The following is a 24,671-nucleotide window of genomic DNA, read 5'->3' on the forward strand; positions in this document are numbered from 1 at the left end:
TGGAGACCGTTCTGCCAGACAGGACAGCCTTTCAGGCGACGGGAAAGTTGCGTTTTAAGGAGAGAGCCACATGGCAAAACCAATCATGGCAAAGGCCACCGCCGTTTGGCTGGTGGATAACACCACCATCAGTTTCAAGCAGATCGCCGATTTCGTCGGCATGCACGAGCTGGAAGTCCAGGGTATCGCGGACGGCGATGTGGCACAGGGCGTCAAGGGCTTTGACCCTATTGCCAACAACCAGTTGACCGAAGAAGAAATCGAGGCGGCCCAGGCCGATCCGTTGCACAAGATTGCGCTGAAGTTCAACGCCGCAGCCCAAGGCGAAGAAAAACGCCGTGGCCCGCGCTACACCCCGCTCAGCAAACGCCAGGACCGCCCAGCGTCGATCCTCTGGCTGGTGAAGTTTCACCCCGAGTTGAGTGATGGTCAGGTCAGCAAGTTGGTCGGCACCACCAAGCCGACCATTCAGGCAATCCGCGAGCGGACCCATTGGAATATCTCGAATATCCAGCCGATTGATCCGGTTGCCCTGGGTCTGTGCAAACAGTCCGAACTGGACGCCGCGGTGCAAAAGGCCGCAGCCAAGAAGCTGGCCGCTGGTGAAGTGATGAATGATGACGAGCGTCGCAAGCTGGTCAGCACCGAGCAAAGCCTCGGCATGGACGCAGAGCCGAAGATGCCGACCGCCATTGAGGGGCTCGAAACCTTTACCCTTTCCGGCAACCCTCTTGATGAGGATGACGAACACAAACCCAAGGGCGACTACTCTGACGCGGACAGTTTCTTCAACATCCGTGATGGTGGGGAAGACGACGAAGAAGACGACGAAAAATCCTGAAACGAGGTGTCGGCGGAACATTTCCGCTGCACTGTGTGTTATGACAACAGGGCGTCGGGGAACCGGCGCCCTGTTTCAATTTACCCCCACTGGCGTGTTGCGCCTGAAAGGCATCATGGAGACCTCGCTGACCATCGTAATCTGGGGACTGGCGGTTCTGTTGGTCGTGGCGACCCTGCTGCCGCTCAGCAAGGTGCCGTTTGGGGCCATTCGGGGCCTCGCCTTTCCGCGCGAACAGATGGTGGCGTTGGCCTTGGTGCTGGTTCTGGTCCTACCTTGGGTACATGGTGGCACCTTGGGTGCCGCGGGGGCCGTCGTGATGGTGGCGATGGCGGCGATACAGGCCGCTTATATTATCAAGTTCACCCCGATCTGGCGGCGACAATCGGTGAACGCTGGGGCATCGCTGCGCGCCGACACCGACCGGCACGTCAGCCTGCTGGCCGCCAATGTCAAAAAATCCAACCGCGCCTATGACCGCTTGATCGCGCTGATCAGCGCCCGGTCACCCGATATCGTCATGGCCATCGAGGTGGACGATGATTGGATCAAGGCGCTGGAAGACGGTGTGGGTGACGACTACGAACACTGGGTCAAAGTGCCCAAAGACAACGGTTATGGCATGTGTGTCATGTCGAAGCTGCCATTGTCAGAGATCGAGATCAGCGAACTCGTTACCGAGGGTGTGCCATCGGTCAGTGCGCGGGTACGCCTGCGGATCGGTGAGGATTTCCGGCTTTATGTTGTGCACCCCGAGCCGCCTGTCATCAACCATGATACCGTCGGCCGCGACAGCGAGATCGCGTTGATTGGCATGTTGGCAGAAAAAGATCCTCTGCCTGCTGTTGTTTCGGGCGATCTGAATGACGTTGCTTGGTCCAGCACCACCCGACGGTTTCAGCGCCTTTCAGGTCTGCTGGATCCAAGGGTCGGTCGTGGCATGTACAACACCTTTAGCGCCACGATGCCGTGGATGCGCTGGCCGTTGGACCATCTATTTCATGACCCGCAGTTCCGCCTGCTGGAAATGGATCGATTAGGCAAGATCGGGTCGGACCATTTTCCGATGTGGTTCATCATTGCCTTGGCCGAAACCGAAGCAGCGGAAACAGAGCCTGAAGATATGGACGATCAAGAGCGCCGCGAGGTGTCTCAGATGATCCAAGAAGAACGTGGACGTAACCGGGATGCGATTGGCAGCGATTGGGAAGATGAATGACGGTGGTTGGCGGCGGTGCGATAACGCCTTGATTTAAAACAATTATATGTCTTTTTGGTCTTGGCGCACCGAAGCGTGTGATGCAATGACGACACAGTGACTTGCGGCGTCGAACAATTCTGAAACATGCTGATTTTCCCACTTGTACGAATCTGAAAAGGGCGTAAATGCGCCTCTACAGACGCCAACGCACGCGCCTCGGGCGGCTCAGTTTTCCAAGCTGACTGCCTTGTGACTTTGCAGCGACGGTAACGTCTCTTGAAACGACTCTTGGGGTACTCCCGCCCCACCTGCTCTTTGGAGATGCATATGACTTCTACCGCACAACGTACCGTTTTTTCCGATGCCGCGTCGAACTACGATGAAGTGGCGGAATATATCGCCGAAAACACATTCGACCGCCCGACGCTGGTCATCAGCCGTGACCGGGTTGCGGCGAAATACGACGCCTTGCACGACGGGCTGGGGCGCGCGCATATCCACTATGCGGTAAAAGCCAATCCGGCGCCCGAGATCATCCGTATGCTGGTCGAGAAGGGCTGCGGTTTCGATGCGGCCTCACGCCAGGAAATCGAACTCTGTCTGTCGCAGGGTGTGGATACCACCAAGGTATCTTTCGGCAACACCATCAAACGCGGTGTCGACATTGCTTTTGCGCATTCCGTGGGCGTGACCCTGTTCGCCGCCGATTGCGAAAGCGAATTGGACAAGATCGCGGAACATGCGCCCGGTGCACGTGTCTATATCCGGGTGATCGTGGAAAATTCGCTGGCCGACTGGCCGCTGACCCGCAAATTCGGCTGCGCGGATTCGCTGCTGCCGTCGCTGCTGGACCATGCAAAATCCGTGGGTCTGGTGCCCTATGGGCTGTCTTTTCACGTCGGGTCGCAAACCCGCAAGGCAGAATTCTGGCACCCGGTTCTGGATCAGGTCGCACCGCTGTGGCACGCCGCAAACGCCGCCGGGCACGATTTGCAATTGCTGAACATTGGCGGTGGTTTCCCGGCGTTTCACGGTGAGGCGATTGACGCGCCACGCGCCTATGCCTCAGCGATCATGAAGGCGGTCGAAGATCGCTTTGGACATGTGCCACATGTGATGGCAGAGCCGGGCCGTGGCCTCGTGGCCGAGGCGGGGCACATCGCCGCCGAAGTCCTGCTGGTGTCGACAAAATCGAAAGACGCGCAGCGCCGCTGGGTCTACCTGGACATCGGCCGCTTTTCGGGGCTGGCCGAAACCGAAGGCGAAGCGATCCGCTATCAGTTCGATACACCACATGACGGCGGCCCGGTTGGGCCGTGTGTTCTGGCTGGTCCGTCGTGCGACTCTGCCGATATCCTGTACGAAAAGAACCCGATTGATCTGCCTCTCGCGCTGCGTGATGGTGACAAGATCATGATCCGCAACTGTGGCGCCTATACCAGCTCTTACAGTTCGGTTGGGTTCAACGGGTTTCCGCCGCTGGATGTGGTCGTCCTGTAACCGGGACCGATCTGCCATGCCGGAAAGGGCCGCCTGCTTTGGGAGGAGCAGGCGGCCCGATTTGCTTTCACAGGCTGAAACTGCCCGCTGCCTTATCTCTTTTTGGTCAAAAATATTCCCGGGGGAATCGCCGCAGGCGATGGGGGCTGGCCCCCTTACCTCACACAGCCTTGCCTCACACCGCCTTGCGCGCGCGCATAGCGGCAGTGATGGTGCCATCGTCGAGGTAATCCAACTCGCCCCCTATCGGCACGCCCTGTGCCAGCGACGTCAGTTGCACCTGCCCGTCCAATTGATCGGCGATGTAATGTGCCGTCGTCTGGCCGTCGATCGTCGCATTCAGTGCGAGGATGACCTCGCTGATGCCTTCGGTCGCGACCCGGTCGATCAGGCGCGGGATGCGCAGTTCCTGCGGGCCGATGGCGTCCAGCGCGCTCAGGGTACCGCCGAGCACGTGGTAGCGCCCCTTGAACACGCCCGAGCGTTCCATCGCCCAGAGGTCTGCGACATCCTCGACCACACAAAGTTCGCCATTGCCGCGTTTTTCACTGGTACAGATATCGCAGACATCGGTGGTGCCGACATTACCGCAGTTCAAACACTCCCGCGCTGTGACGGCCACGGTCTGCATCAGGTCAGACAGGGGCGTCAGCAGCAGGGCCCGTTTGCGGATCAGGTGCAGTACCGCGCGCCGGGCCGAGCGGGGACCGAGGCCGGGTAGCTTGGCCATCAGTTCGATCAGGGCGTCGATGTCGCGGGTTGAACTCAAGGAATAGCACCTGTGGCAGAGGGTGGGTCGAGTTTATTTGGCAAAATAAAACAGAGGGGCGCGTCGCGCGAAGCACGGGGCGGGAAGCCGGATGCGATGGAAATCCGTTGCCGCCCGCCGAGCCGTGCCTTTGGTGAAAACACAGATTAGAAAGGCAGCTTCATGCCAGCGGGCAGGCCCATACCTTCGGTAAGCTTGGCCATTTCGGACTGCGCGCGCTCGCTTGCCTTGGACTGGGCATCTTTGATGGCAGCGAGGATCAGGTCTTCGACCACTTCCTTGTCGTCGCCATTAAAGATCGAGGGGTCGATATCGAGAGAGGTCAACTCGCCCTTAGCGGTGCACGTGGCTTTGACCAGGCCCGCACCGGATTCGCCGGTGACAGTGATATTCGCCATCTCCTCTTGCATCTGGGCCATCTTGCCCTGCATTTCCTGCGCTTTTTTCATCATTCCGGCCATATCGCCGAGGCCGCCTAGTCCTTTGAGCATCTCGTTCTCCTTGAATTGCGTGTCGTTTATATGTGGGGTCGGCGCGCAGGGATCAACCGTCTTCGAAGGGGTCCCATTCGTCTTCGACTTCGGGCAGCGCTTCGCTGATGGCGGCGGCGGCGCGTTGTTCGGGGGTATGGATCGCGGTGATGCGGGCTTTGGGAAAGCGCGCGAGAACCGCCTGCATCAGGGGGTGGTCCTGCGCCTTGGCGCGCAAGTCGTTTTCCTTTGCATCGCGGATTTCGGCGATGGTTTCAGCGTCGCCGGTATTGACCAGCGAGACAGCCCAGCGGTTGCCTGTCCATTGCTGAAGCCTTGTGCCAAGCCGGTGCGCGAGGTCAGGCGGGGCATTGGCGGCGGGGGTAAACTCGATGCGGCCCGGCTGATAGGCGGCGAGGCGCACGCCCGATTCCACGTCGACCAACAGCTTGACGTCACGGTTGGCGCGGATCAGTTCGACCACATGTTCGAAGGTGGGAAAGCGCGCCAAGGCGGCATCGACTTCGGTGGCGAGGGCTGCGACCGCCCCGCCGCCGCTGCGGGCAGTTGGCGCGCCGCCTGTGGTGCCGGAGGCGGGTGTGCTGTGGCTCGACTGCGCCGATGTGTTGCCACCTGTCACGCCGCCGCCAGTTCCGCCGCCGCTTGGGGGCGGGGCGGGGGGCGGTGGGGTGGCATTGAGTTTGCGCACCAGTTCCTCGGGTGTGGGCAGGTCCGCGACATGGGTTAGGCGGATGATGGCCATTTCGGCGGCCATCATCGCGTTGGGGGCTGCGGCGACCTCGTCCAGCGACTTTAGCAGCATCTGCCAAAGCCGTGCCAGCACCCGCATCGGCAATGCCTCGGCCATTTCCTGGCCTCGTTCGCGTTCCTCGGGTGACACTGTGGGGTCTTCGGCGGCGTCAGGCGTGATTTTGACCACGGACACCCAATGGGTGATTTCGGCCAGGTCGCGCATCACTGCCATCGGGTCTGCGCCATCGGCGTATTGCCCGCTGAGTTCGGTCAACGCACCTGCCGCATCGCCGCGCAGCACCATATCGAACAGGTCAAGCACGCGGCCCCGGTCGGCCAGGCCCAGCATGGCGCGGACCTGTACGGCAGTGGTTTCGCCCGCGCCGTGGCTGATGGCCTGATCAAGCAGCGATGTGGCATCGCGCGCAGAACCTTCGGCGGCGCGCGTGATGAGGGCCAGTGCGTCATCAGCGATCTCGGCCCCCTCTGACGTCGCGATCTTGCGCAGCAGGGCGATCATCACTTCGGGTTCAATCCGGCGCAGGTCGAACCGTTGACAGCGCGACAGCACGGTTACCGGCACCTTGCGGATTTCGGTGGTGGCAAAGATGAATTTGACGTGTTCGGGCGGTTCCTCGAGGGTTTTCAACAGGGCGTTGAAGGCCCCGGTCGAGAGCATGTGCACTTCGTCCACGATATAGACTTTGTAGCGGGCCGAGGCCGCGCGATAGTGAACGCTGTCAATAATTTCGCGGATGTTGGCGACGCCGGTATTGGATGCGGCGTCCATCTCCATCACGTCGACATGGCGCCCCTCCATGATCGCGGTGCAGTGTTCGCACTGCCCGCAAGGTTCGGTGGTGGGGCCGCCGGTGCCATCGGGTCCGATGCAGTTCATGCCTTTGGCGATGATCCGTGCGGTGGTGGTTTTACCGGTGCCGCGGATGCCCGTCATGATAAAAGCCTGCGCGATGCGGTCAGCCTCGAACGCGTTTTTGAGGGTGCGCACCATGGCATCCTGCCCAACGAGATCGGCAAAGGTTTCGGGCCTATATTTGCGGGCCAGCACGCGGTAGGCGGATGTGTCTGTCATGGTGCCCCAGATCGGATTCGGTCAGGTTGGTAAGCTAAGCTGTCCGGGCGGCGGCGTCCACCGCAGTCAGAGCATCCACAGGATGGCGCCCACGGCCACCGATGCAGCGCTGAAAATCACCGCGAGTGTTTTCATCCGGGAGTTGGGTTGCGCGTTGGCGTGGTGGTCCTCAAGCCGTTCCAGCGTTTTGGTCGCCGTGTCATGGGCGGCCCAAAAGATATAGACGGCCGCGACGACGAAGACGCTGGCAACCGCTTTTGCGGCCCAAGTCGGTTCAAAATCACCAAACACGGCCTTGAGGCCCACGGCCACCGCAAGAGCGGCCATGCCGGTCCGCATCCAACCCGCGAAGGTGCGTTCATTGGCGAGGATCGTGCGGTCCTCGGCCCAGTTGGTGCGGTGTTCGGCCAAATCATTTTTGTCAGTCATTGAACCATTGTGCGCGGTGTGCGTTCGCCTGACAATAGTCAGTGACATTCAGGGGGAGAGACACATGCGTTTGCGAGGGATCAATCGAAGCCGAAACGTCGAGGTGCGGCGTGGTGGCGGCGGGGGCGGCGGGCGTGCCGGTGGGCTTGGGCTTGTCGGTGTCGTGGCGGTTTTGGCAATCGGGTATTTCACCGGGATCGACGTAACGCCGCTGCTGACCGGGCAGGGCGGTGGCGGCGGTCAGGTGCAACAATCGCAGCCTGTGTCCGAGAGTGACGACCCCCAGACCCAGTTCGTCGCACAGGTGTTGACCACGACAGAGCAGGTCTGGACCCGTGTGTTTCAGGAACAGGTCGGCGAAACCTACCGCGCCCCCAAGGTTGTGGTGTTTGATAACGTGACTCAAAGCGCTTGTGGGGGGGCATCGGGCGCCACCGGTCCGTTTTATTGTCCGGCGGATCGCAAGGCGTATCTAGATACGAGTTTCTTTACCATGCTGGACCGTCAGATGGGTGCGGGCGGCGATTTTGCCGCGGCGTATGTGATCGCCCATGAGGTCGCGCACCACGTGCAGAACGAGCTGGGCATCCTGCCACAGGTTGATGCCGCGCGCAGGCAGGCATCGAAAACCGAGGCAAACGCCCTGACCGTAAAGCTGGAACTGATGGCGGATTGCTTTTCCGGGATATGGGCCGCGAATGTACAGGGTTTGATGGAAAAAGGTGATCTGGACGAGGCGCTGAACGCGGCGCGCAAGATCGGTGATGACCATCTGCAACGTCAGGCCGGGCGCGTGCCGCAGCCGCATACCTTTACCCACGGCACATCGGAACAGCGCGCACGCTGGTTCGGGCGCGGCTATGACAGCGGATCGCTTGATCAGTGCGACACCTTCGCCGCCAAGCAGCTTTAGTCAGCCTTCGGCGCGTTCAACACCGGCGGTGATCGCCTCGCGTAGGCGGCTTTCGAGTGAACGTTGTTTGGCCTCGGAATAGTATTTGAGGCCGAACATATCCTTTACATAGAAGGTATCGACCACTTGTTCGCCGTATGTCGCGATGACGGCATTGGCGATATAGACGTTGGCAGATGCCAGTGTCCGCGCCAGATCATAGAGCAGGCCGGGGCGGTCACGGGTATCGACCTCGATAATCGTGTAGATTTCTGATCCTTCGTTGTCGAAGGTAATATGGGTCGGCACGCGAAATGCCTTTTCGCGTTTCTTGACTTTGTCGCGAGATTTCAACGCATCGCGGGCCACGATTTCGCCGCGCAATGTCTTTTCGATCATCTGGCGCAGGCGAGGCAGGCGGTCGGTCTCAAAGGCGTTGCCGTCAGCGTCCTGTATCCAGAAGGCATCGGTCACGATCCCGTCCTTAGTGGTATAGCTGCGGGCGTCGACGACATTGGCGCCGACCAATGCCAGCGCGCCTGCCAGCCGTGAAAAGATGCCGGGGTGATCGGCCATGACAAAACAGGCACGGGTGGCGTCGCGGTCTTCGTCGGGGTGCAGGTCTATGCGCACATCTCCGTCCTGCACGTCGCGCAGCATTTCGGCAAAGGCGATATGGGCGGTGACATGCAGCCCCTGCCAGTACGGTGGATAATGTCGGGCGGTTTCCGTCTGCAATACCTTGCGCGGCCAATGCGACAGGGACTCGCGCAGGGCCTTCTTGGCCTCGGTGCCGCGATTTTCACGGTTGAGATCCTCAAGCCCGGTTTCCAGCGCGCGTTCGGTCTGGCGGTACAGGGCGCGGATCAGCACGGCCTTCCAGTTGTTCCAGGTGTTAGGGCCGACGCCACGAATATCGCAGACCGTTAGCACGCAAAGCATATCAAGCCGTTTGACCGTCTGCACCGCCTTGGCAAAGTCGCGCACCGTGCGGGGATCGGCAATATCGCGTTTCTGAGCCATGTCGGACATCAGCAAGTGATAGCGCACCAGCCATTCCACCGTGTCGACTTCGTCCTGTTTCAGACCCAGACGAGGACCGATTTTGCGCACCATTTTGGCGCCCAGTATCGAATGGTCTTCGGGGCGGCCCTTGCCGATGTCATGCAGCAGCAGCGCCACATAGAGCACCTTGCGGTTCACGCCGCGTTTCAGGATTGACGAGGCGACGGGCAGCTCTTCCTCCAGCTCGCCCTTTTCGATCCGGGCAAGGTTGGCGACACACTGGATGATATGTTCGTCCACGGTATAGCTGTGGTACATATTGAACTGCATCATTGCGACGATGGGTTCAAATTCGGGGATGAAGGCGCCCAGCACGCCCAGCTCGTTCATCCGGCGCAGAGCGCGCTCTGGGTTGCCATGTTTCAGCAGCAGGTCGAGGAAGATGCGCTGCGCCTCGCTGTTCTGACGCATGTCGTCGTCGATCAGCTCTAGGTTCGCCTTGATCAGGCGCATGGCTTCGGGGTGTATCAACATACCGGTGCGCAGTGCTTCTTCGAAGATGCGCAGCAGGTTTAATTTGTCGGACAGGAAATTCACGTCGTCGGCGACGGCGATACGGTTGTGCACCACCTCATAGCCGGCGCGGATTTTGGGACGTCGGCGGAAGATGCGTTCGAGCAGTGGTTCGGCCTTGACGTGCATCGCTTCCAGCCCGGTCACAAAGATGCGGGTAAGGTCGCCCACGGCGGTGGCCTGGCGGAAATAGGCTTGCATGAACACTTCGACCCCGCGCCGCCCGCCGGTGTCTTCGTAGCCCATGGCCTGCGCGACAGAGACCTGCATGTCGAAGGTCAGTTGTTCGGTGGCGCGGCCCGTTAGCAGGTGCAGATGGCCCCGCACGGCCCAGAGAAATTCCTCTGCTTCGCGGAAGGTTTCATATTCGTCGGCGCGGAACACTCCCTTGTCCACCAAATCGGCGACGCGGTCGACATTATGGATGAACTTCGCGATCCAGAACAGCGAATGCAGGTCCCGCAAGCCGCCTTTGCCTTCCTTCACGTTCGGCTCCACGACATAGCGTTCGCCCTGTTTCAGGTGACGGTTGTCGCGCTCTTCCAGCTTGGCTTCGATAAAGTCGCGCCCTGAGCCGGAGAAAAGATCGTTGCGCAGGGTGCTGTCCAGTTTTTTGGCCAGTGCGACGTCCCCAGCGATGAAGCGGTGTTCGAGAAGCGCTGTCTGAATCGTGTAATCATTGGCGCCCAAGCGGATACATTCACGGATCGTGCGGGTGGCATGGCCGACCTTGAGCTTGAGATCCCAGAGCACGTAAAGCATGGATTCGATCACGCTTTCGGACCAGGCGGTGGCCTTGTAGGGGATCAGAAACAGCAGATCGACATCAGAAAACGGTGCCATCTCGCCCCGGCCATAGCCGCCGACGCCGATCACCGACAGCCGTTCGCCATTGGTCGGGTTAGGGTTCGGATGCAGAATCTTGGCCGCAACATCAAGCGCCGTGCGCACCAGATGGTCTGTCAAATATGTATAGGCCGATGTCATGGCGCGGGCATCAAACGGGGTGGCGGCAAAAGCACGGGCAATTTCGGCGCGGCCTTGGTCCTGCGCGCGGCGCAGGATGGTCACCACCTCGGCGCGCTGGGCGGTGGCATCGCCACTGCTGTCCAGTTGCGCGAGCGCACTTTGTACCGCCTGGGTATCAAAGATCAGGTCCGGGGGGCAGATCAGGCGTGGCCGGGGGGCCACGCCTGTTGATGTGTCTGGCTGTGCGAGGTCCAACTCAGAACCCGGCCCCGCCAAAGGCACGCGGCGCCGCATCAATCACGACAACCTTGTTGTTGCGGATAGTGGCAACGGCCAAACCGCGTTCGTTCGTGCCGTTGGGACGCAGGCGGAAAATGCCGCTGGCGCCCTTAAAGCCCGCGCCTTGGGTAAGTGCCGCACCGGTCAAGGCGTTGGATTTACCCGATTTCACCAGTGCGCCCACAGCGGCGATGCCGTCGAAGGCGAGACCGGCCAGTGGGTGTGGTTCGCTGCCGTAGGCGGCACTGTAGCGCTGTGCGAAGGCTGCTGAGGCCGACGGATCAGGCAAGGCAAACCAGCCGCCCTGCACGCCAGGCAACTCCAGGGTTTGGCGCGGGATATCCCAACGTGTCAGGCCGATATACTGGGTGGTGGCGACCTGAAGACCTGCCTCTGGCAGCAATTGCGCAAAGAGTGGCAAGGCGCTGGCGGACGATGTGGTCAGGAACAGCGCGTTGGCCCCGGAAGCGTCGACCGTCGCCTTGACCCGCGGTACGGCGGCAATCACCGATTCCTGGCTGAGCGCATAGTCGACATTGCCTGCCAGCGTGGCACCATTGGCGCGGATGGCCTGTTCGATGGCGCTGCGGCCCAACTGACCAGCAACATCTTGCCCAGACACGATGACGATGCGGTCTTTGCCGGTCTTTTTGGCATAGCCAACCAAGCGGTTCGCGGTGTTGTCAAAGGTCGGCCCAAGGACAAAAACGTTGCCGCCCGCGATCGTTGGATTGTTGGAAAAGGACAAAACATTGATGCCCTTGGACGCAGCGGCGACGCCGGCTGCATTGGCGGCTTCGCCGTAGACCGGGCCAATGATGATCTTGGCACCCTCGTTCACCGCCTGAGTGGCCACAGCGGCGGCCGTGTCGGCACGGCCGGCGGTGGCATAGACACGCAGGTCAATTGTAACGCCGTCCAGGTCGCGCATCGCCAAACGCGCAGCGTTTTCTAGGTTTTTTGCCAACAGCTCGTCACTGCTGGACCCGCCGCGCGGGATCAGAAGTGCGACTGGAACAGGGGCAGATGTGTCAATCTTGGGCCCGCCGGAACTGGCCAGACCGCCCATCGCGGCCGGATCGCAGGCGGCCAGAATCAGGGCGAAAAGTGGCAACAGCAACAGTCGCATCCGCTTGCAGCTGGCGTGGAAAAAGGCAATCATCGTCAGTTCACTCCCCGGGTGGTGGCGCGGCACAAATCGCCGCAGAATATGTGCCGCGATCATAGTGTCTGCGAAAGGCGGGTCTAGCGTTGAATTTTCAGAAGGTGGCGCTAGCGCCCGGACTTTATTTTGTCGGGGTGCCAATTGGCACCGCACGCGACATCACGTTGCGGGCGCTCGACGTCTTGGCATCGGCGGATGTGCTGGCGGCAGAGGACACGCGCAGCCTGCGGCGGTTGATGGAGATTCACGGTGTGCCGCTGGCCGGTCGGCAGGTTCAGGCGCTTCATGATCACAGCGGCACAGGCGTGCAGGAGCGGCTGATTGCGGCCATGGCCGAGGGCAAATCCGTGGCCTACGCATCGGAAGCAGGTATGCCGCTGATTGCCGATCCGGGGTTCGAACTGTCGCGGGCGGTGGCGAAGGCCGGGCTGATGATGACTTGTGCGCCGGGGCCGTCTGCCGTGCTGACGGCGCTGGCATTGGGCGGCCTGCCGACAGATGCGTTTTTCTTTGCCGGTTTTTTGCCAAACAGCAAAGCTGCGCGGCTGGCGGCACTGGAACGGCTGCGCGATATACCCGGGACGCTGGTGTTTTACGAATCGCCCAAGCGCCTTGGGGCGATGCTGCGGGATGCGGCCCAGGCGCTGGGTGCCGAAAGACAGGCGGCGATGTGCCGCGAATTGACCAAGAAATTCGAGGAAATTCAACGCGGTAGTCTTAAAGATCTGGCGGAAATGTACCAAGGTGCCGCGCCAAAAGGCGAGGTCGTGGTGCTGGTCGATCGGGGGCGTTTGGAATCTGTTAAGCAAATTGATCTAGAATCTGACCTGTCGCGGGCCTTGGCTGATATGTCGATGCGCGACGCTGTTGATCTGGTGGCGCAGGCCCATGGCCTGCCCCGTCGGCAGGTGTATCAGGCCGCCTTGGCTTTGGGGCAGAACAAGGACTAGATGACGATGGATAAATTGAAATCGAACAGCATCCGTCATCAGCGCGGGCAGATCGCTTATCAGGCTGGTTTGGCCGCCGAAAACCGGATTGCACAGGATTACGAAAGACGGGGCTTTGCCGTTGCAAGTCGCCGCTGGCGTGGTCGGTCCGGCGAGATTGATCTGATCCTGCGCGACGGCAGCGGATTGATCTTTGTCGAAGTAAAACAAAGCCGGGATTTCGCGCGCGCGGCCGAAAGCCTGTCGCGGCGACAGATGCAACGGATATATCGCTCTGCCGAGGAATTCATGGGCCATGAACCGCTTGGCAGCCTGACAGAGGCGCGGTTTGACGTCGCACTGGTCGATGGTCAGGGCGCGATGGAAATCATCGAAAACGCGTTTGGCCACGGCTGACCCATTGCGCAGCGGCCCGTGCTGCGCCATCTAGGATAGAGTGCTTTTTGCCAGAGTTGCTGGCCGAATGGCGCTGAACTAGTGTACAGCAGCAGGGACAGCCCAATGAAAATCGCCTTTCAGATGGACCCGATCGGGGACGTGAACATCAATGCCGACAGCAGCTTTCGTTTGGCGGAGGAAGCGCAGGCGCGCGGGCATGATCTGTTCTTTTATACGCCCGACCACCTCGCCTATCAGGAGGGACGGATCACGGCGCGCGGGCATGATTTCACTGTTCAGCGGGTGCAGGGCGATCATGCCCAGCTTGGCCCGGAGAGAGAGGTGGATCTTGCCGATTACGACGTGGTCTGGCTGCGTCAGGACCCGCCCTTTGACATGCACTACATCACCTCGACGCACCTGCTGGACCGGCTGAAAGACACGACGCTGGTGGTGAACGACCCATTTTGGGTCCGCAACTACCCCGAAAAACTGATGGTGCTGGATTTCCCCGACCTGACGCCGCCAACGACCATCGCCCGCGATCTGGCGACCATCAAAGCGTTCAAGGCAAAGCACGGCGATGTTATACTCAAGCCGCTTTACGGCAACGGTGGCGCCGGCGTGTTTCGGCTTGATGCCAACGACCGCAACCTGTCGTCGCTGCATGAACTTTTCACAGGCTTCTCGCGCGAGCCCCTGATCGTGCAGAAATTCCTGCCTGCTGTTGCCAAGGGTGACAAACGGGTAATTCTTGTCGATGGTGAACCGGTGGGCGCCATCAACCGCGTGCCTGCAGAGGGTGAAACCCGATCCAATATGCATGTCGGCGGGCGGCCTGAGAAGATCGGACTCACCGAGCGCGACCTCGAAATTTGCGCCGCCATCGGCCCGCTGCTCAAGGAAAAGGGCCAGGTTTTTGTCGGCATCGACGTGATCGGCGATTACCTGACAGAAATCAACGTGACGTCGCCGACCGGCATTCAGGAATTGGAGCGGTTTGACAATGTCAACATTGCTGCCCGGATCTGGGAGGCGATTGAGCGTCGCCGCGGATGAGCCTGCGCCGACAAATACTCAATCGTTTGTTGCGCTGGACGGAACGACCCGTAATCGCAAGGGCAACGCCCGCGGGGCTCCGCCGCTCGCTTGCCGTAAAGGCGCGGTTGTTTTTCCATGGACCGCGTGGCGTGCACGAGGAATGGCGGCGCGCGGGCAAGACCGAGGCGCTTTGGCTTACGCCAGCCGCGCAAACGCGTAAGTTGGTGATCTTTTACATCCATGGCGGAGGCTTTGTTTTTGGCAGCCCCGATACCCACAAGGCCATGATCGCGCGGCTTGCGACATCCTTGGGCGCGCGCGCTGTTCTGCCCCGCTATGCGCTTTCGCCCGAAGTTGCCTTTCCGGGGGCTGCGGATGACGTGCGTTCAGCTTGGGATGATCTGATTGCAAGCGGTGTCGCACCAGGTGACGTGGTCGTCGGCGGTGACAGTGCTGGTGGGGCGCTGGCCTTTGATTTGCTGGCGCAGATTTGTCGCGAAGGGCGCGGCGTGCCAGCGGGGCTGTTTGCGCTCTCGCCCTTGGTGGATCTCACGTTCTCCGGCGCCAGCTTTCGCGAAAACCTGCATTGCGATGTCGTGCTGCCTGGCGAAAGGGCGGCAGAGTTGGCCCAAATGTATCTGCGTGGCCACGCCGCCAGTGATCCGCGCGCGAGTCCGCTGTTTGCAGACTTTCCCGGCGCGCCACCCGTTTGGTTAACGGTCGGTGATACCGAAATTCTACGCGATGACAGCCGTCGCATGGCGGCGCATTTGAACGCCACTGGCATCGATGTGACGCTAGAGGAAAGGCACGATCTGCCGCATGTCTGGCCGATTTTTCATAACGTCCTGCCCGAGGCACGCAACAGCATTGATGCCTTGGCCGCGTGGATCACCGCGATGGAGCGATAGAGTTTTGCATTCTTTTTGGTCTTAAATATTCCCCGCCGGAGGCTCCCTCATGCGCCTCGGGCGCTTTGGGTTAGGAAGTGTCAGCCGCCGCCTGGCGATGGCAATCGAAAGCTGATGGCCTCGGCGACATGGGGTTTGCGCACCTGCTCGGCCCCGGCAAGGTCTGCAATGGTACGTGCGACGCGCATCACCCGGTGATAACCCCGCGCCGAAAGGTGAAACCTGGCTGCCGCACGGCTCAGCAGTTCGCGTGCTTCGGGGTCAGGGCTGGCGATTGTCTCCAGCATGTCTCCGATGGCGTCTGCATTTGCTGACATGTCGGGCGTGTCGGCAAAACGTTCGGATTGGACCTGTCGCGCGGCGGCGACGCGCGTGGCGACCTCGGCGGAGCTTTCACCATTTGCGGGCAGGTCAAGGTCGGTGTAGGCGACGGGGGGCACGTCGACGCGCAGATCAAAGCGGTCCATCAACGGGCCGGAAATACGTCCCATGTAATCCTCGCCACATTGCGGGACGCGGGCACAGGCCCGCGCGGGATCGGGCAGATAGCCACATTTACAGGGGTTAGCGGCGGCGATCAGCATGAACTTGCAGGGGTAGGTGACATGGGCATTGGCGCGCGCAATCATCACTTCGCCGGTTTCGATGGGCTGGCGCAGGGTTTCCAAAACAGTGCGGGGGAATTCGGGGAATTCGTCCATGAACAGCACGCCATTATGGGCCAGCGAGACTTCGCCGGGACGCGCGCGCCGCCCGCCTCCGATGATTGCAGCCATCGACGCGGTGTGGTGCGGCTCACGAAACGGGCGGCTGCGCGAAATGCCCCCTTCGTCCAGCAATCCGGCGAGCGAGTGGATCATCGAGGTTTCTAGCGCCTCGGTCGGGGTGAGTGGTGGCAGGATTGTGGGTAGGCGCGCGGCGAGCATGGATTTGCCTGACCCCGGTGTGCCCACCAACATCAGGTGGTGACGTCCTGCCGCCGCTATTTCCAATGCGCGTTTGGCGCGTTCCTGGCCTTTGACCTCGCGCAGATCGCGGCCCTGCGGAGTAAGGGGCACCTCACCTGGTTCGGCGGGGCTGAGAGGCACTTGTCCGGTATAATGGCGCACGACGTCGCCGAGGGTTGCCGCCGCGATGACCTGTGCGGAGCCGACCCAGGCTGCTTCGGCCCCGGATGACGCGGGGCAAAGCAGCCCGAGGTTGCGCGAGGCCGCAGCCATCGCAGCGGGAAGTGCGCCGACAACAGGCATCAAGGTGCCATCAAGCGATAATTCCCCGAGAGCAACGACTGTCCGTGTCACATCATCGGGAAGGATGTCGAGCGCGGCCAGCAGAGCCAGCGCAATCGGCAGGTCGAAATGGCTGCCTTCCTTGGGCAGGTCGGCGGGGGAGAGGTTGATGGTGATGCGGCGTGACGGCAGGGCGATGGCCATAGCAGTAAGGGCGGTGCGCACACGGTCGCGGGCCTCTGACACGGCTTTGTCCGGCAGGCCGACGATGGAGAACGCAGGCAATCCCGCCGTTACCGCGCATTGGACCTCGACGATGCGTGCGTCGATGCCTTGGAATGCGACTGTGTAGGCGTGCGATACCATGCTGACCCTTCTCTCCGGATATGGTTAATCGGTAGGTAAGGGATGTTTAAGAATAGTTAACGCACGCGCTAAGTGCGTCGTTTTTTTAGTTTATTTGGCGGGGTGAAATTGAACAGCGCTTATGCGTCGGGCCACGCGCGGCGTTCGGTAGTGATTGGGTAAGGGAAGGGGTCGTAGGTCGTTTTCAACCCTTCGGTGCGCCATGCCTTAAACGCGGGGTCACTGATGGTAGCGTCGCAATAGTCGCGCGCAGCAGTTGAGACCGGCAGGTCGTATCCCACGATCCGCGCGGCAACAGGGGCATAAAAGGCGTCCGCGAGGCTGTAGCGGCCAAAAAGCCAGGGGCCGTCGTCCGTTGCCATGCTGCGGGCGTGCGACCAGAGGGTTTCAATGCGCGCAAGATCGGCTTTGACCGCGTCGGTGGGGGCAAACCCGGCGGCCACGTGATCAAGCTGCATCGGGCAGGCCGAACGGAGAGCAGAGAACCCGGATGCCATTGCGGCGGCCAGCCATCGCGCGGTGGCGCGGGCTTTGGCATCGTCGGGCCACAGACCTGCATCGGGATGCCGCTCTGCGAGGGTTTCGGCCATCGCCATTGTTTCCCCGACCACGGTGCCATCGGGCATACGTAGGGCCGGTACCAGCGTGGCGGGGACCAGCGGGGCCAGATCGGCGGCCATTGTGCCGCTGTAGAGACCGACCAGATGGGTCCGGTAGGGCAGGTTGAATTTTTCCAACATCAGCCAGCCGCGCAGGGACCAGCTCGAGAAGGTGCGATCGCCGATATAGAGGTCATACGTCATGTGTTCATGAATAGGTCGGCGTTGGCGGCGCGGCAAATGCTGGTTTGTGCGCCGTTCCATCACGGGCAGTGATTGATCCCCAGAACATGCCAATCGCCATCGCTGTGGCACATGTGCGTGACGGACAGGTTGTCGATCTTATGTGCCATGGCGGTGGTGGCATCCGCGCCGAGGGCTTGCTGAATTTGGGTCAGGATTACACCAAAATGCGCCACCGCGATGATATGAGCCGTAGGATGCGCGGCATTGAGGCGCGCCACGACCCGGTCGACGCGCGCCTTTGTCTGGTTCCAGCTTTCGCCGTCGGGCGGGGCGATATCGCCGGGCGTTTCCCAATAGGCGCGGCTGAGTGCCGGATCGCGCGTGGCAACATCGCTGAAATGCATTCCGTCCCAGACCCCAAAGTGCAGTTCGCGGAGGTCTCGTTCGTGTGCCAATCGGTGGCGGCCCTGCTGTGCGAGGGCATCAGCGGTGGCGCTGGCACGCGTCAGATCAGAAGAGACCAGCAGCGCGGCATCCGGCAGATGGGCGTTCAGCCGGGCGATTTGCGCGTGATCAGATAGGTCAGCCGGCACATCGCGCCATCCGACAAAGGTCTTTTCATGGGTTGGGCCGTGGCGCACCCAGTGCCATGTGGTCATGGCATCTGTCCTTTCAGCACCTGAGGCAGTCCCGCGATCACTTGCACGGCGAGGGTCGCCTCGGCTGCCAAAGCGATGTTTAGTCGGCCCTGCGCTTCGCGGAATTGTCGCCCCAGCGCGTTGTCGGGTACAATGCCGTTCCCCACTTCGTTCGAGACGATGACCCACGGTGCGGGGCACGCACGCAGCGAACAGAGCAATGCCGCTTGGGCGCGCGCAAGATCGGTGCCATCCATCAGGTGATTGCTAAGCCACATTGTCGCGCAGTCGATCAATACGACGCTGTCGGAGGTCAATTCTGCGAGTTCTGGCGCGAGGTCGAGCGGAGTTTCGATGGTTTTCCAGCTGCTGTCACGCCGGGCGCGGTGCGTGTTCACGCGAAGTTGAACCTCTGCATCCCAGATCCGGCCGGTGGCGAGGTAAACCTTTTGTAACCCACAGGATTCCACGAATTTTTCGGCCCATTGCGACTTGCCTGATGCGGCGCCGCCTAGGGCAAATGTACCTTTTGGCAACATGTTTTTCACCAAATATTTGAACCAAACACCTTGTCTCTGCGTATCTCTCACAATGGTTCATCACAAGATGCGCCGTGGATCAGGGGGATTTAAACATGTCATTGCAAACAGCGCGAGAATTTTCGCTCACCCGCACGGCAATGAAGGCAGAGCTGCTAGATGCCGACACCGAACTGGCATTGGCCTATGCTTGGCGCGACCAGCGCGATGAGGCGGCGCTGCACCGGTTAATCACCGCCTATATGCGTCTGGCCATTTCCATGGCGGGCAAATTCAAGCGCTACGGCGCGCCGATGAATGACCTGATTCAAGAGGCTGGTCTGGGCCTGATGAAGGCGGCAGACAAGTTTGATCCCGACCGGGGCGTACGGTTTTCCACCTACGCGGTCTGGTGGATCAAGGCGAGCATTCAGGATCACGTGATGCGCAATTGGTCGATGGTGCGCACCGGGTCCACCTCAAGCCAAAAATCGTTGTTTTTCAACATGCGCCGGGTACAGGCGCGGTTGGAGCGCGAGGCAACAGCTCAAGGCGAAACGCTGGATCGGCACCAGCTACGGCAGATGATCTCGACCGAGATTGGCGTGCCATTGCATGATGTGGAGATGATGGAGGGGCGGTTGTCCGGGTCGGATTATTCTCTGAATGCGACCCAGTCCGCAGAGGATGAAGGACGCGAATGGATCGATGCCTTGGCCGACGACGGTATCCAGGCGGCAGAACGGGTGGAAGAGTCGCATGACACTGCGCAATTGCGGCGCTGGCTGGTGGCCGCGATGCAGGGGCTGACCGAGCGCGAGCAGTTCATCGTGCGTGAACGCAAGCTGCGCGAACCTTCGCGGACCCTGGAAAGCCTTGGCGATGAATTGAGCCTGAGCAAGGAGCGTGTGCGCCAGCTAGAGGCGGCGGCCTTTGGCAAGATGCGCAAATCCCTGCAGGAGCAATCGCGTGAGGTTATGGCCTTTTTGGTCTGAAACGTCTCGCTGAGCAAACGGATGTACCTGGGGGGCAGCCCCCCAGCCCCCCCGAGGGTATTTATTGTCCAAAAAAGCATAGCGTGTACAGTTGCTGGCCTCTTGGCGGGGCTGGCAGATCGGGGTGTGTCGGACTATGGTTTGCCCAGCGGCAGATCATAAGGGGCGCATCATGCTGGAGGGCAAACATATTCTGCTGATTATCGGGGGCGGTATTGCGGCGTTTAAATCGCTGGATCTGATCCGGCGCTTGCGTGAACGTGGCGCCACTGTGACCCCGGTATTGACGCGCGCGGGGGAGGAATTTGTCACGCCGCTTTCCGTGTCTGCATTGGCGGGAAAGAAGGTTTTTCGCGATCTATTTGATTTGGGGGATGAGGCCGAGATGGGCCATATCCAGCTCAGCCGTGTGGCCGATCTGCTGGTTGTTGCCCCGGCGACGGCGGATTTGATGGCCAAGATGGCACAGGGTCTGGCCAATGATCTGGCGTCGACACTGCTGTTGGCAACCGACACGCCGGTGTTGCTGGCGCCTGCGATGAATGTGCGGATGTGGGAGCACGCCGCGACCCAGCGCAACGTTGAAACACTGCGCGGTGATGGCATCACATTGGTAGGTCCGAACGATGGCGACATGGCCTGCGGCGAGTTTGGCCCTGGACGCATGGCTGAGCCGCTGGAGATTGTTGCGGCTGTCGAGGCGCGGCTTGCGGATGGGCCGTTGAAGGGCAAGCGGGTGCTGGTGACGTCCGGGCCGACGCATGAACCCATTGATCCGGTGCGCTATATCGCCAACCGCTCGTCTGGTGCGCAAGGTACCGCGATCGCGCGGGCGCTGTCGGCGTTGGGCGCGCATGTGGTGTTTGTAACCGGGCCTGCCGATGTGCCGCCGCCTGAGGGTGTTGAGGTGATCCGGGTGCAGACGGCACAGCAGATGCTGGCGGCGGTCGAGGGCGTGCTGCCTGTCGATGCGGGGGTTTTTGCCGCCGCAGTTGCCGACTGGCGGGTTGAGGGCGCGAGTGGACGCAAGTTGAAAAAGTCCAAGGATGGCCTGCCACGTTTGGAGTTTGCCGAAAATCCCGACATTCTGAAAACCGTCAGTCGGATGGACAAGGACCGGCCAAAGCTCGTCGTTGGATTTGCCGCCGAGACCGACGATGTATTGGCCAATGCAACAGCCAAGCGGGTTCGTAAGGGATGTGATTGGATTGTCGCCAATGATGTGTCCGAAGGAACCGGCATCATGGGCGGACATGAGAATGCCGTGACGTTGATCAGCGATGACGGGGCCGAGGATTGGCCGCGTATGGGCAAGGATATGGTGGCGTCCAAGCTGGCGGCGCGGATCGCTGCGGCGCTGGCCTGAGGGGACGGATGTGGTTGTGATCAAGCTGACTTGGGCCGATGCGGCGGACGCAGCACTGGGCTTGCCTGCGTATCAGACACCGGGTGCGGCGGGGGCCGATCTGCGGGCCAATCTGCCGGGTGGCGCGATTGTCTTGGCTGCCGGTGCGCGTGCGCTTGTGTCTACGGGGTTGCACATGGAGATCCCGCAGGGGTTTGAGGTGCAGGTGCGCCCCCGGTCGGGGCTGGCGCTGAAACACGGGATCACCCTGATCAATAGTCCCGGCACGATCGACGCTGATTATCGTGGTGTCGTGGGGGTGATCCTGGGCAACACCGGGGATGCGCCGTTTGAGGTGACGCATGGGATGCGGATTGCACAGATGGTCGTGGCACCGGTGGTGCAGGCACGGTTTGAACTGGCCGACAGGTTGAGCGTGACCGCGCGCGGCGCGTCTGGCTTTGGCTCAACTGGGGCGGATTGATGCTGCTGGTATTGGTTATTGCCGGTGCGCTTTGGTTCGGCAGCGGCTGGATGGGCGCACCGCGTGCGATGCGTCTGGGGCTGGTGGCGTTGTTGTTTCTGGCGGTTTTGGGTATTCAGTTGATCTTTCCTGACGGGCACCCGCTGCGCGAGGCGACTGGGCAAAGTGGAGCGCTATGGCTCATCCTGGCGGGGTTCGCGGCCTTGGCGGCGGGATATCGCGTGGTGTTGCTGCGGTTGCGCGCACGCGCCGTGGCACCAACAGCGGAGCCCGTCGGCGGCACGTTTTCCGAGAGTGAACTTGGGCGCTATGCACGCCATATCGTGCTGCGTGAAGTCGGTGGTGCGGGGCAGAAGGCGCTGAAAAACGCCAAGGTTCTGGTGATCGGTGCCGGGGGCCTAGGGGCACCGGTGTTGCAATATCTTGCGGCGGCGGGGGTCGGCACCATCGGCGTGATCGACGACGATGTTGTGGAAAGCGCCAATTTACAGCGGCAGGTGATCCACAAGGATGCGGCGATCGGCACCCCAAAGGTTTTTTCGGCGCAGGCGGAAATGCTGGCGCAGAACCCCTTTGTGACCGTGCGCCCCTATCATCGCCGCCTGACCGCTGACATCGCAGCGGATTTGGTGGCGGAATATGATCTGGTTCTGGATGGCTGCGATAACTTTGATACCCGCTATCTGGTCAACGCCGCCTGTGTCGCGGCGGGCGTGCCGATGATTTCGGGCGCATTGAGCCAGTGGGAGGGGCAGTTGACCGTTTTTGACCCCGCACGCGGCGCGCCGTGCTATCGCTGTATCTTTGCGCAGCCGCCGACCGATGGGCTGGCGCCCAGTTGCGCCGAGGCGGGGGTAATAGGGCCGCTGCCCGGTGTCATTGGTGCGATGATGGCGCAGGAGGCGATCAAGCTGATTACGGGCGCGGGTAGTGTGCTGCGCGGGCAAATGGTGATCTATGACGGGCTTTATGGTGAAAGCCGCACCATTGGCGTGACCCGGCGCGAAGGCTGCGAAACCTGCGGCGGGTGATTGTAACTGCTGCCCCTGCGCCCCTATGTTGAGGCAAAGGAGATCCGCATGAACAACCCGCTGCTGCAAGACTGGAATACGCCCTTTGGGCTGGCCCCCTTCGATCAAATTACCGACGAGGATTTTACCCCCGCGCTGGAGGCCGCGCTGGCAGCGCATCTGGCCGAGATTGATGCGATCGCCGCCAATCCCGCCCCACCGGACTTTGCCAATGTGATCGAGGCAATGGAAGCATCGGGCAAGGAATTGGACAAGGTGCTGAGCGTCTTCTTTACAGTGGCCGGGGCCGACAGCAATCCGGCGCGAGAGGCATTGCAGCGCGATTTTTCGCCGTTGTTGGCCACACACCAGTCCGAAATTTCGGGCAATGCCGCGCTGTTTGCGCGTGTTGCGGCAGTCTGGGACGCGCGGGAGAACCTGAGTTTGAGCGATGAGCAGGCGCGGGTGCTGATGCTGACGCACCGTGGCTTTGTGCGCGCGGGTGCTGCGCTGACCGGGGACAGCGCTGCGCGGATGAAAGAGATCAAGGCGCGGTTGGCGGTCTTGGGAACGCAGTTTACCCAGAACCTGCTGGCGGATGAGCGTAGCTGGTTCATGGCGTTGAGCGAGGACGATCTGGACGGTCTGCCTGATTTTGTGATCGACACGGCCCGTGCGGCGGGCGTGGAAAAAGGTGCGGATGGTCCGGTGGTTACGCTGTCGCGGTCCCTGATCGTGCCGTTCCTTCAATTTTCGCCGCGTCGCGATCTGCGCGAAAAGGCATTTCGCGCCTGGGAAGCACGGGGTGCCAATGGCGGCGACACGGACAACCGCGCGATTGCGGCCGAAACGCTGGCGTTGCGGGCCGAACGGGCGTCGCTGCTTGGCTATGACAACTTTGCCACTTACAAGCTGGAAACCGAGATGGCCAAGACCCCGGCGGCGGTGCGTGATCTGCTTATGGCCGTCTGGCAACCGGCCAAGGCGCAGGCGGATGCGGATGCGCAGGTGCTCACGGCAATGATGCAGGAAGACGGCGTGAACGGCCCGTTAGAGCCGTGGGACTGGCGCTATTATGCGCAAATGCGGCGCACGGCAGAGCATGATTTGGACGAAGCCGCGATGAAACCGTATTTTCAGTTGAACCAGATGATCGACGCGGCCTTTGACTGCGCCACCCGGCTGTTCGGATTGGAATTTGCGCCTCTTGATGTGCCGCTCTACCACCCCGATTGCCGGGCGTGGGAGGTGACGCGCGGCGGCAAGCATGTGGCGGTGTTCATCGGCGATTATTTCGCGCGCGGATCGAAACGGTCGGGTGCCTGGTGCTCGGCGATGCGGGCGCAGGCAAAGTTCCCGGACACGCAGGCGCCGGTCGTCATCAACGTGTGCAACTTTGCCAAGGGTGATCCGGCGCTACTGTCCTATGACGATGCACGAACGCTGTTTCATGAATTTGGCCATGCCTTGCACCAAATGCTGTCGGATGTGACCTACGAATCCGTTTCAGGCACATCGGTCGCACGTGACTTCGTGGAATTGCCCAGCCAGCTTTATGAACACTGGCTTGAGGTGCCAGAGGTGCTGGCAAAGTTTGCGATCCACGCCAAGACCGGCCAGCCGATGCCGCGCGAGATGCTGGATAAGGTGCTGGGGGCCGCGACCTTTGACATGGGATTTCAGACGGTGGAATACGTCGCCTCGGCGCTGGTCGATCTAGACTTTCACGACGGTGCGCCGCCTGCTGACGCAATGGCGCGGCAGGCTGAGGTTCTGGCAGGGCTCGGGATGCCTGCCGCGATCCGCATGCGTCATGCCACACCGCAGTTTGCCCATGTCTTTGCCGGAGATGGCTATTCCAGCGCCTACTATAGCTATATGTGGTCCGAGGTAATGGACGCCGATGCGTTTGAAGCCTTTGAAGAGGCGGGTGGCGGATTCGATGCCGAGCGCGCCAAGGCTTTGGAGACCCATATCCTGTCGACCGGTGGCAGCCGCGACCCGGCAGAATTGTACACCGCGTTTCGGGGACGTCTGCCGGGTGTGGCGGCCTTGCTCAAGGGGCGGGGGTTGGCGGCCTGA

Annotated in this window: 23 protein-coding genes; 13 read left to right on the top strand and 10 right to left on the bottom strand. The window is 61.1% G+C overall.

Annotated features, from left to right (window positions below):
* Window positions 1-70: 70 nt before the first annotated feature.
* From AC1965_RS02255 to AC1965_RS02265, 3 genes are all read left to right on the top strand, one after another.
* Window positions 71-841 carry a DUF1013 domain-containing protein gene (locus AC1965_RS02255; protein WP_483885684.1) on the top strand — a complete coding sequence of 257 codons (771 nt, stop codon included), beginning with the start codon at window positions 71-73 and terminating at the stop codon, window positions 839-841.
* A gap of 115 nt (window positions 842-956) precedes the next feature.
* The gene (locus AC1965_RS02260) at window positions 957-2,060 is read left to right on the top strand and encodes an endonuclease/exonuclease/phosphatase family protein (protein ID WP_483885685.1); all 1,104 of its coding nucleotides are present in this window, start codon (window positions 957-959) and stop codon (window positions 2,058-2,060) included.
* A 303-nt stretch (window positions 2,061-2,363) separates the two neighbouring features.
* Window positions 2,364-3,542: a type III PLP-dependent enzyme gene (locus tag AC1965_RS02265; RefSeq protein ID WP_483885686.1), complete on the top strand. Its 1,179-nt coding sequence runs from the start codon at window positions 2,364-2,366 to the stop codon at window positions 3,540-3,542.
* 175 nt (window positions 3,543-3,717) lie between these two features.
* On the opposite strand, the gene recR is transcribed toward AC1965_RS02265, so the two are convergent.
* The 4 genes from recR to AC1965_RS02285 form a co-directional block, all read right to left on the bottom strand.
* Window positions 3,718-4,311: a recombination mediator RecR gene (recR, locus tag AC1965_RS02270; RefSeq protein WP_483885687.1), complete on the bottom strand. Its 594-nt coding sequence runs from the start codon at window positions 4,309-4,311 to the stop codon at window positions 3,718-3,720.
* Window positions 4,312-4,457: 146 nt separating this feature from the next.
* Window positions 4,458-4,802, bottom strand: coding sequence for a YbaB/EbfC family nucleoid-associated protein (locus tag AC1965_RS02275; RefSeq protein ID WP_483885688.1), 345 nt, complete (start codon window positions 4,800-4,802; stop codon window positions 4,458-4,460).
* Window positions 4,803-4,854: 52 nt separating this feature from the next.
* Entirely contained in the window at window positions 4,855-6,627 is a 1,773-nt protein-coding gene (locus tag AC1965_RS02280; protein ID WP_483885689.1) for a DNA polymerase III subunit gamma/tau, read from the bottom strand.
* Between the two features lie 66 nt (window positions 6,628-6,693).
* Window positions 6,694-7,056 (bottom strand): DUF202 domain-containing protein, encoded by a 363-nt coding sequence (locus AC1965_RS02285; RefSeq protein WP_483885690.1) that lies wholly within the window; start codon window positions 7,054-7,056, stop codon window positions 6,694-6,696.
* Window positions 7,057-7,120: 64 nt separating this feature from the next.
* Here AC1965_RS02285 and ypfJ point away from each other — a divergent pair, with 64 nt between their 5' ends.
* A complete protein-coding gene (gene ypfJ / locus AC1965_RS02290; RefSeq protein WP_483885691.1) occupies window positions 7,121-7,969 on the top strand; it encodes a KPN_02809 family neutral zinc metallopeptidase in 849 nt (282 codons plus the stop codon).
* Here ypfJ and AC1965_RS02295 read toward each other — a convergent pair whose 3' ends face one another.
* Together AC1965_RS02295 and AC1965_RS02300 are read right to left on the bottom strand one after the other, a co-directional pair.
* Window positions 7,970-10,789, bottom strand: coding sequence for a [protein-PII] uridylyltransferase (locus AC1965_RS02295; protein WP_483885692.1), 2,820 nt, complete (start codon window positions 10,787-10,789; stop codon window positions 7,970-7,972).
* Entirely contained in the window at window positions 10,752-11,936 is a 1,185-nt protein-coding gene (locus AC1965_RS02300) for a penicillin-binding protein activator (RefSeq protein WP_483885693.1), read from the bottom strand. Before AC1965_RS02300 ends, AC1965_RS02295 begins: the two co-directional genes overlap by 38 nt.
* Window positions 11,937-12,025: 89 nt before the next feature.
* Here AC1965_RS02300 and rsmI point away from each other — a divergent pair, with 89 nt between their 5' ends.
* The 4 genes from rsmI to AC1965_RS02320 all read left to right on the top strand — a co-directional run bounded on the left by rsmI (window position 12,026) and on the right by AC1965_RS02320 (window position 15,219).
* Window positions 12,026-12,889, top strand: coding sequence for a 16S rRNA (cytidine(1402)-2'-O)-methyltransferase (gene rsmI / locus AC1965_RS02305; RefSeq protein ID WP_483885694.1), 864 nt, complete (start codon window positions 12,026-12,028; stop codon window positions 12,887-12,889).
* A 6-nt stretch (window positions 12,890-12,895) separates the two neighbouring features.
* Entirely contained in the window at window positions 12,896-13,285 is a 390-nt protein-coding gene (locus AC1965_RS02310) for a YraN family protein (protein ID WP_483885695.1), read from the top strand.
* A gap of 105 nt (window positions 13,286-13,390) precedes the next feature.
* Entirely contained in the window at window positions 13,391-14,326 is a 936-nt protein-coding gene (gshB, locus tag AC1965_RS02315; RefSeq protein WP_483885696.1) for a glutathione synthase, read from the top strand.
* A gap of 131 nt (window positions 14,327-14,457) precedes the next feature.
* A complete protein-coding gene (locus AC1965_RS02320) occupies window positions 14,458-15,219 on the top strand; it encodes an alpha/beta hydrolase (protein ID WP_483885697.1) in 762 nt (253 codons plus the stop codon).
* An 80-nt stretch (window positions 15,220-15,299) separates the two neighbouring features.
* On the opposite strand, the gene AC1965_RS02325 is transcribed toward AC1965_RS02320, so the two are convergent.
* The 4 genes from AC1965_RS02325 to cobU form a co-directional block, all read right to left on the bottom strand.
* On the bottom strand, window positions 15,300-16,814 hold the full coding sequence (locus AC1965_RS02325; protein ID WP_483885698.1) for a YifB family Mg chelatase-like AAA ATPase: 1,515 nt from the start codon (window positions 16,812-16,814) through the stop codon (window positions 15,300-15,302).
* 119 nt (window positions 16,815-16,933) lie between these two features.
* Window positions 16,934-17,617, bottom strand: a complete 684-nt coding sequence (locus AC1965_RS02330; protein WP_483885699.1) for a glutathione S-transferase — start codon at window positions 17,615-17,617, stop codon at window positions 16,934-16,936.
* 59 nt (window positions 17,618-17,676) lie between these two features.
* The gene (locus AC1965_RS02335) at window positions 17,677-18,258 is read right to left on the bottom strand and encodes a histidine phosphatase family protein (RefSeq protein WP_483885700.1); all 582 of its coding nucleotides are present in this window, start codon (window positions 18,256-18,258) and stop codon (window positions 17,677-17,679) included.
* Complete coding sequence (gene cobU / locus AC1965_RS02340) at window positions 18,255-18,776, bottom strand: bifunctional adenosylcobinamide kinase/adenosylcobinamide-phosphate guanylyltransferase (protein WP_483885701.1); 522 nt, start codon at window positions 18,774-18,776, stop codon at window positions 18,255-18,257. Before cobU ends, AC1965_RS02335 begins: the two co-directional genes overlap by 4 nt.
* A gap of 95 nt (window positions 18,777-18,871) precedes the next feature.
* On the opposite strand from cobU, the gene AC1965_RS02345 reads away from it, so the two are divergent.
* The 5 genes from AC1965_RS02345 (at window position 18,872) to AC1965_RS02365 (ending at window position 24,671) form a co-directional block, all read left to right on the top strand.
* A complete protein-coding gene (locus AC1965_RS02345; RefSeq protein WP_483885702.1) occupies window positions 18,872-19,750 on the top strand; it encodes an RNA polymerase factor sigma-32 in 879 nt (292 codons plus the stop codon).
* 172 nt (window positions 19,751-19,922) lie between these two features.
* Window positions 19,923-21,116, top strand: coding sequence for a bifunctional phosphopantothenoylcysteine decarboxylase/phosphopantothenate--cysteine ligase CoaBC (gene coaBC, locus AC1965_RS02350; protein ID WP_483885703.1), 1,194 nt, complete (start codon window positions 19,923-19,925; stop codon window positions 21,114-21,116).
* Window positions 21,117-21,126: 10 nt separating this feature from the next.
* Window positions 21,127-21,579, top strand: a complete 453-nt coding sequence (gene dut, locus AC1965_RS02355; RefSeq protein WP_483885704.1) for a dUTP diphosphatase — start codon at window positions 21,127-21,129, stop codon at window positions 21,577-21,579.
* Window positions 21,579-22,610: a HesA/MoeB/ThiF family protein gene (locus tag AC1965_RS02360; protein WP_483885705.1), complete on the top strand. Its 1,032-nt coding sequence runs from the start codon at window positions 21,579-21,581 to the stop codon at window positions 22,608-22,610. Before dut ends, AC1965_RS02360 begins: the two co-directional genes overlap by 1 nt.
* 48 nt (window positions 22,611-22,658) lie before the next feature.
* Window positions 22,659-24,671, top strand: coding sequence for a M3 family metallopeptidase (locus AC1965_RS02365; RefSeq protein ID WP_483885706.1), 2,013 nt, complete (start codon window positions 22,659-22,661; stop codon window positions 24,669-24,671).

This window comes from Sulfitobacter sp. KMM 9851 (assembly GCF_057178245.1).

Bases quoted from the DNA above. Each gene is read 5' to 3' on its own strand.
- AC1965_RS02285 (WP_483885690.1), bottom strand. From the start codon at position 7,056: ATGACTGACAAAAATGATTTGGCCGAACACCGCACCAACTGGGCCGAG.
- AC1965_RS02335 (WP_483885700.1), bottom strand. From the start codon at position 18,258: ATGACCACATGGCACTGGGTGCGCCACGGCCCAACCCATGAAAAGACC.
- AC1965_RS02280 (WP_483885689.1), bottom strand. From the start codon at position 6,627: ATGACAGACACATCCGCCTACCGCGTGCTGGCCCGCAAATATAGGCCC.
- gshB (WP_483885696.1), top strand. From the start codon at position 13,391: ATGAAAATCGCCTTTCAGATGGACCCGATCGGGGACGTGAACATCAAT.
- AC1965_RS02325 (WP_483885698.1), bottom strand. From the start codon at position 16,814: ATGGTATCGCACGCCTACACAGTCGCATTCCAAGGCATCGACGCACGC.
- AC1965_RS02295 (WP_483885692.1), bottom strand. From the start codon at position 10,789: ATGCGGCGCCGCGTGCCTTTGGCGGGGCCGGGTTCTGAGTTGGACCTC.
- cobU (WP_483885701.1), bottom strand. From the start codon at position 18,776: ATGTTGCCAAAAGGTACATTTGCCCTAGGCGGCGCCGCATCAGGCAAG.
- AC1965_RS02330 (WP_483885699.1), bottom strand. From the start codon at position 17,617: ATGACGTATGACCTCTATATCGGCGATCGCACCTTCTCGAGCTGGTCC.
- AC1965_RS02360 (WP_483885705.1), top strand. From the start codon at position 21,579: ATGCTGCTGGTATTGGTTATTGCCGGTGCGCTTTGGTTCGGCAGCGGC.
- AC1965_RS02300 (WP_483885693.1), bottom strand. From the start codon at position 11,936: ATGATTGCCTTTTTCCACGCCAGCTGCAAGCGGATGCGACTGTTGCTG.
- AC1965_RS02310 (WP_483885695.1), top strand. From the start codon at position 12,896: ATGGATAAATTGAAATCGAACAGCATCCGTCATCAGCGCGGGCAGATC.
- AC1965_RS02275 (WP_483885688.1), bottom strand. From the start codon at position 4,802: ATGCTCAAAGGACTAGGCGGCCTCGGCGATATGGCCGGAATGATGAAA.
- AC1965_RS02345 (WP_483885702.1), top strand. From the start codon at position 18,872: ATGTCATTGCAAACAGCGCGAGAATTTTCGCTCACCCGCACGGCAATG.
- AC1965_RS02365 (WP_483885706.1), top strand. From the start codon at position 22,659: ATGAACAACCCGCTGCTGCAAGACTGGAATACGCCCTTTGGGCTGGCC.
- AC1965_RS02260 (WP_483885685.1), top strand. From the start codon at position 957: ATGGAGACCTCGCTGACCATCGTAATCTGGGGACTGGCGGTTCTGTTG.
- AC1965_RS02255 (WP_483885684.1), top strand. From the start codon at position 71: ATGGCAAAACCAATCATGGCAAAGGCCACCGCCGTTTGGCTGGTGGAT.
- coaBC (WP_483885703.1), top strand. From the start codon at position 19,923: ATGCTGGAGGGCAAACATATTCTGCTGATTATCGGGGGCGGTATTGCG.
- AC1965_RS02265 (WP_483885686.1), top strand. From the start codon at position 2,364: ATGCATATGACTTCTACCGCACAACGTACCGTTTTTTCCGATGCCGCG.
- ypfJ (WP_483885691.1), top strand. From the start codon at position 7,121: ATGCGTTTGCGAGGGATCAATCGAAGCCGAAACGTCGAGGTGCGGCGT.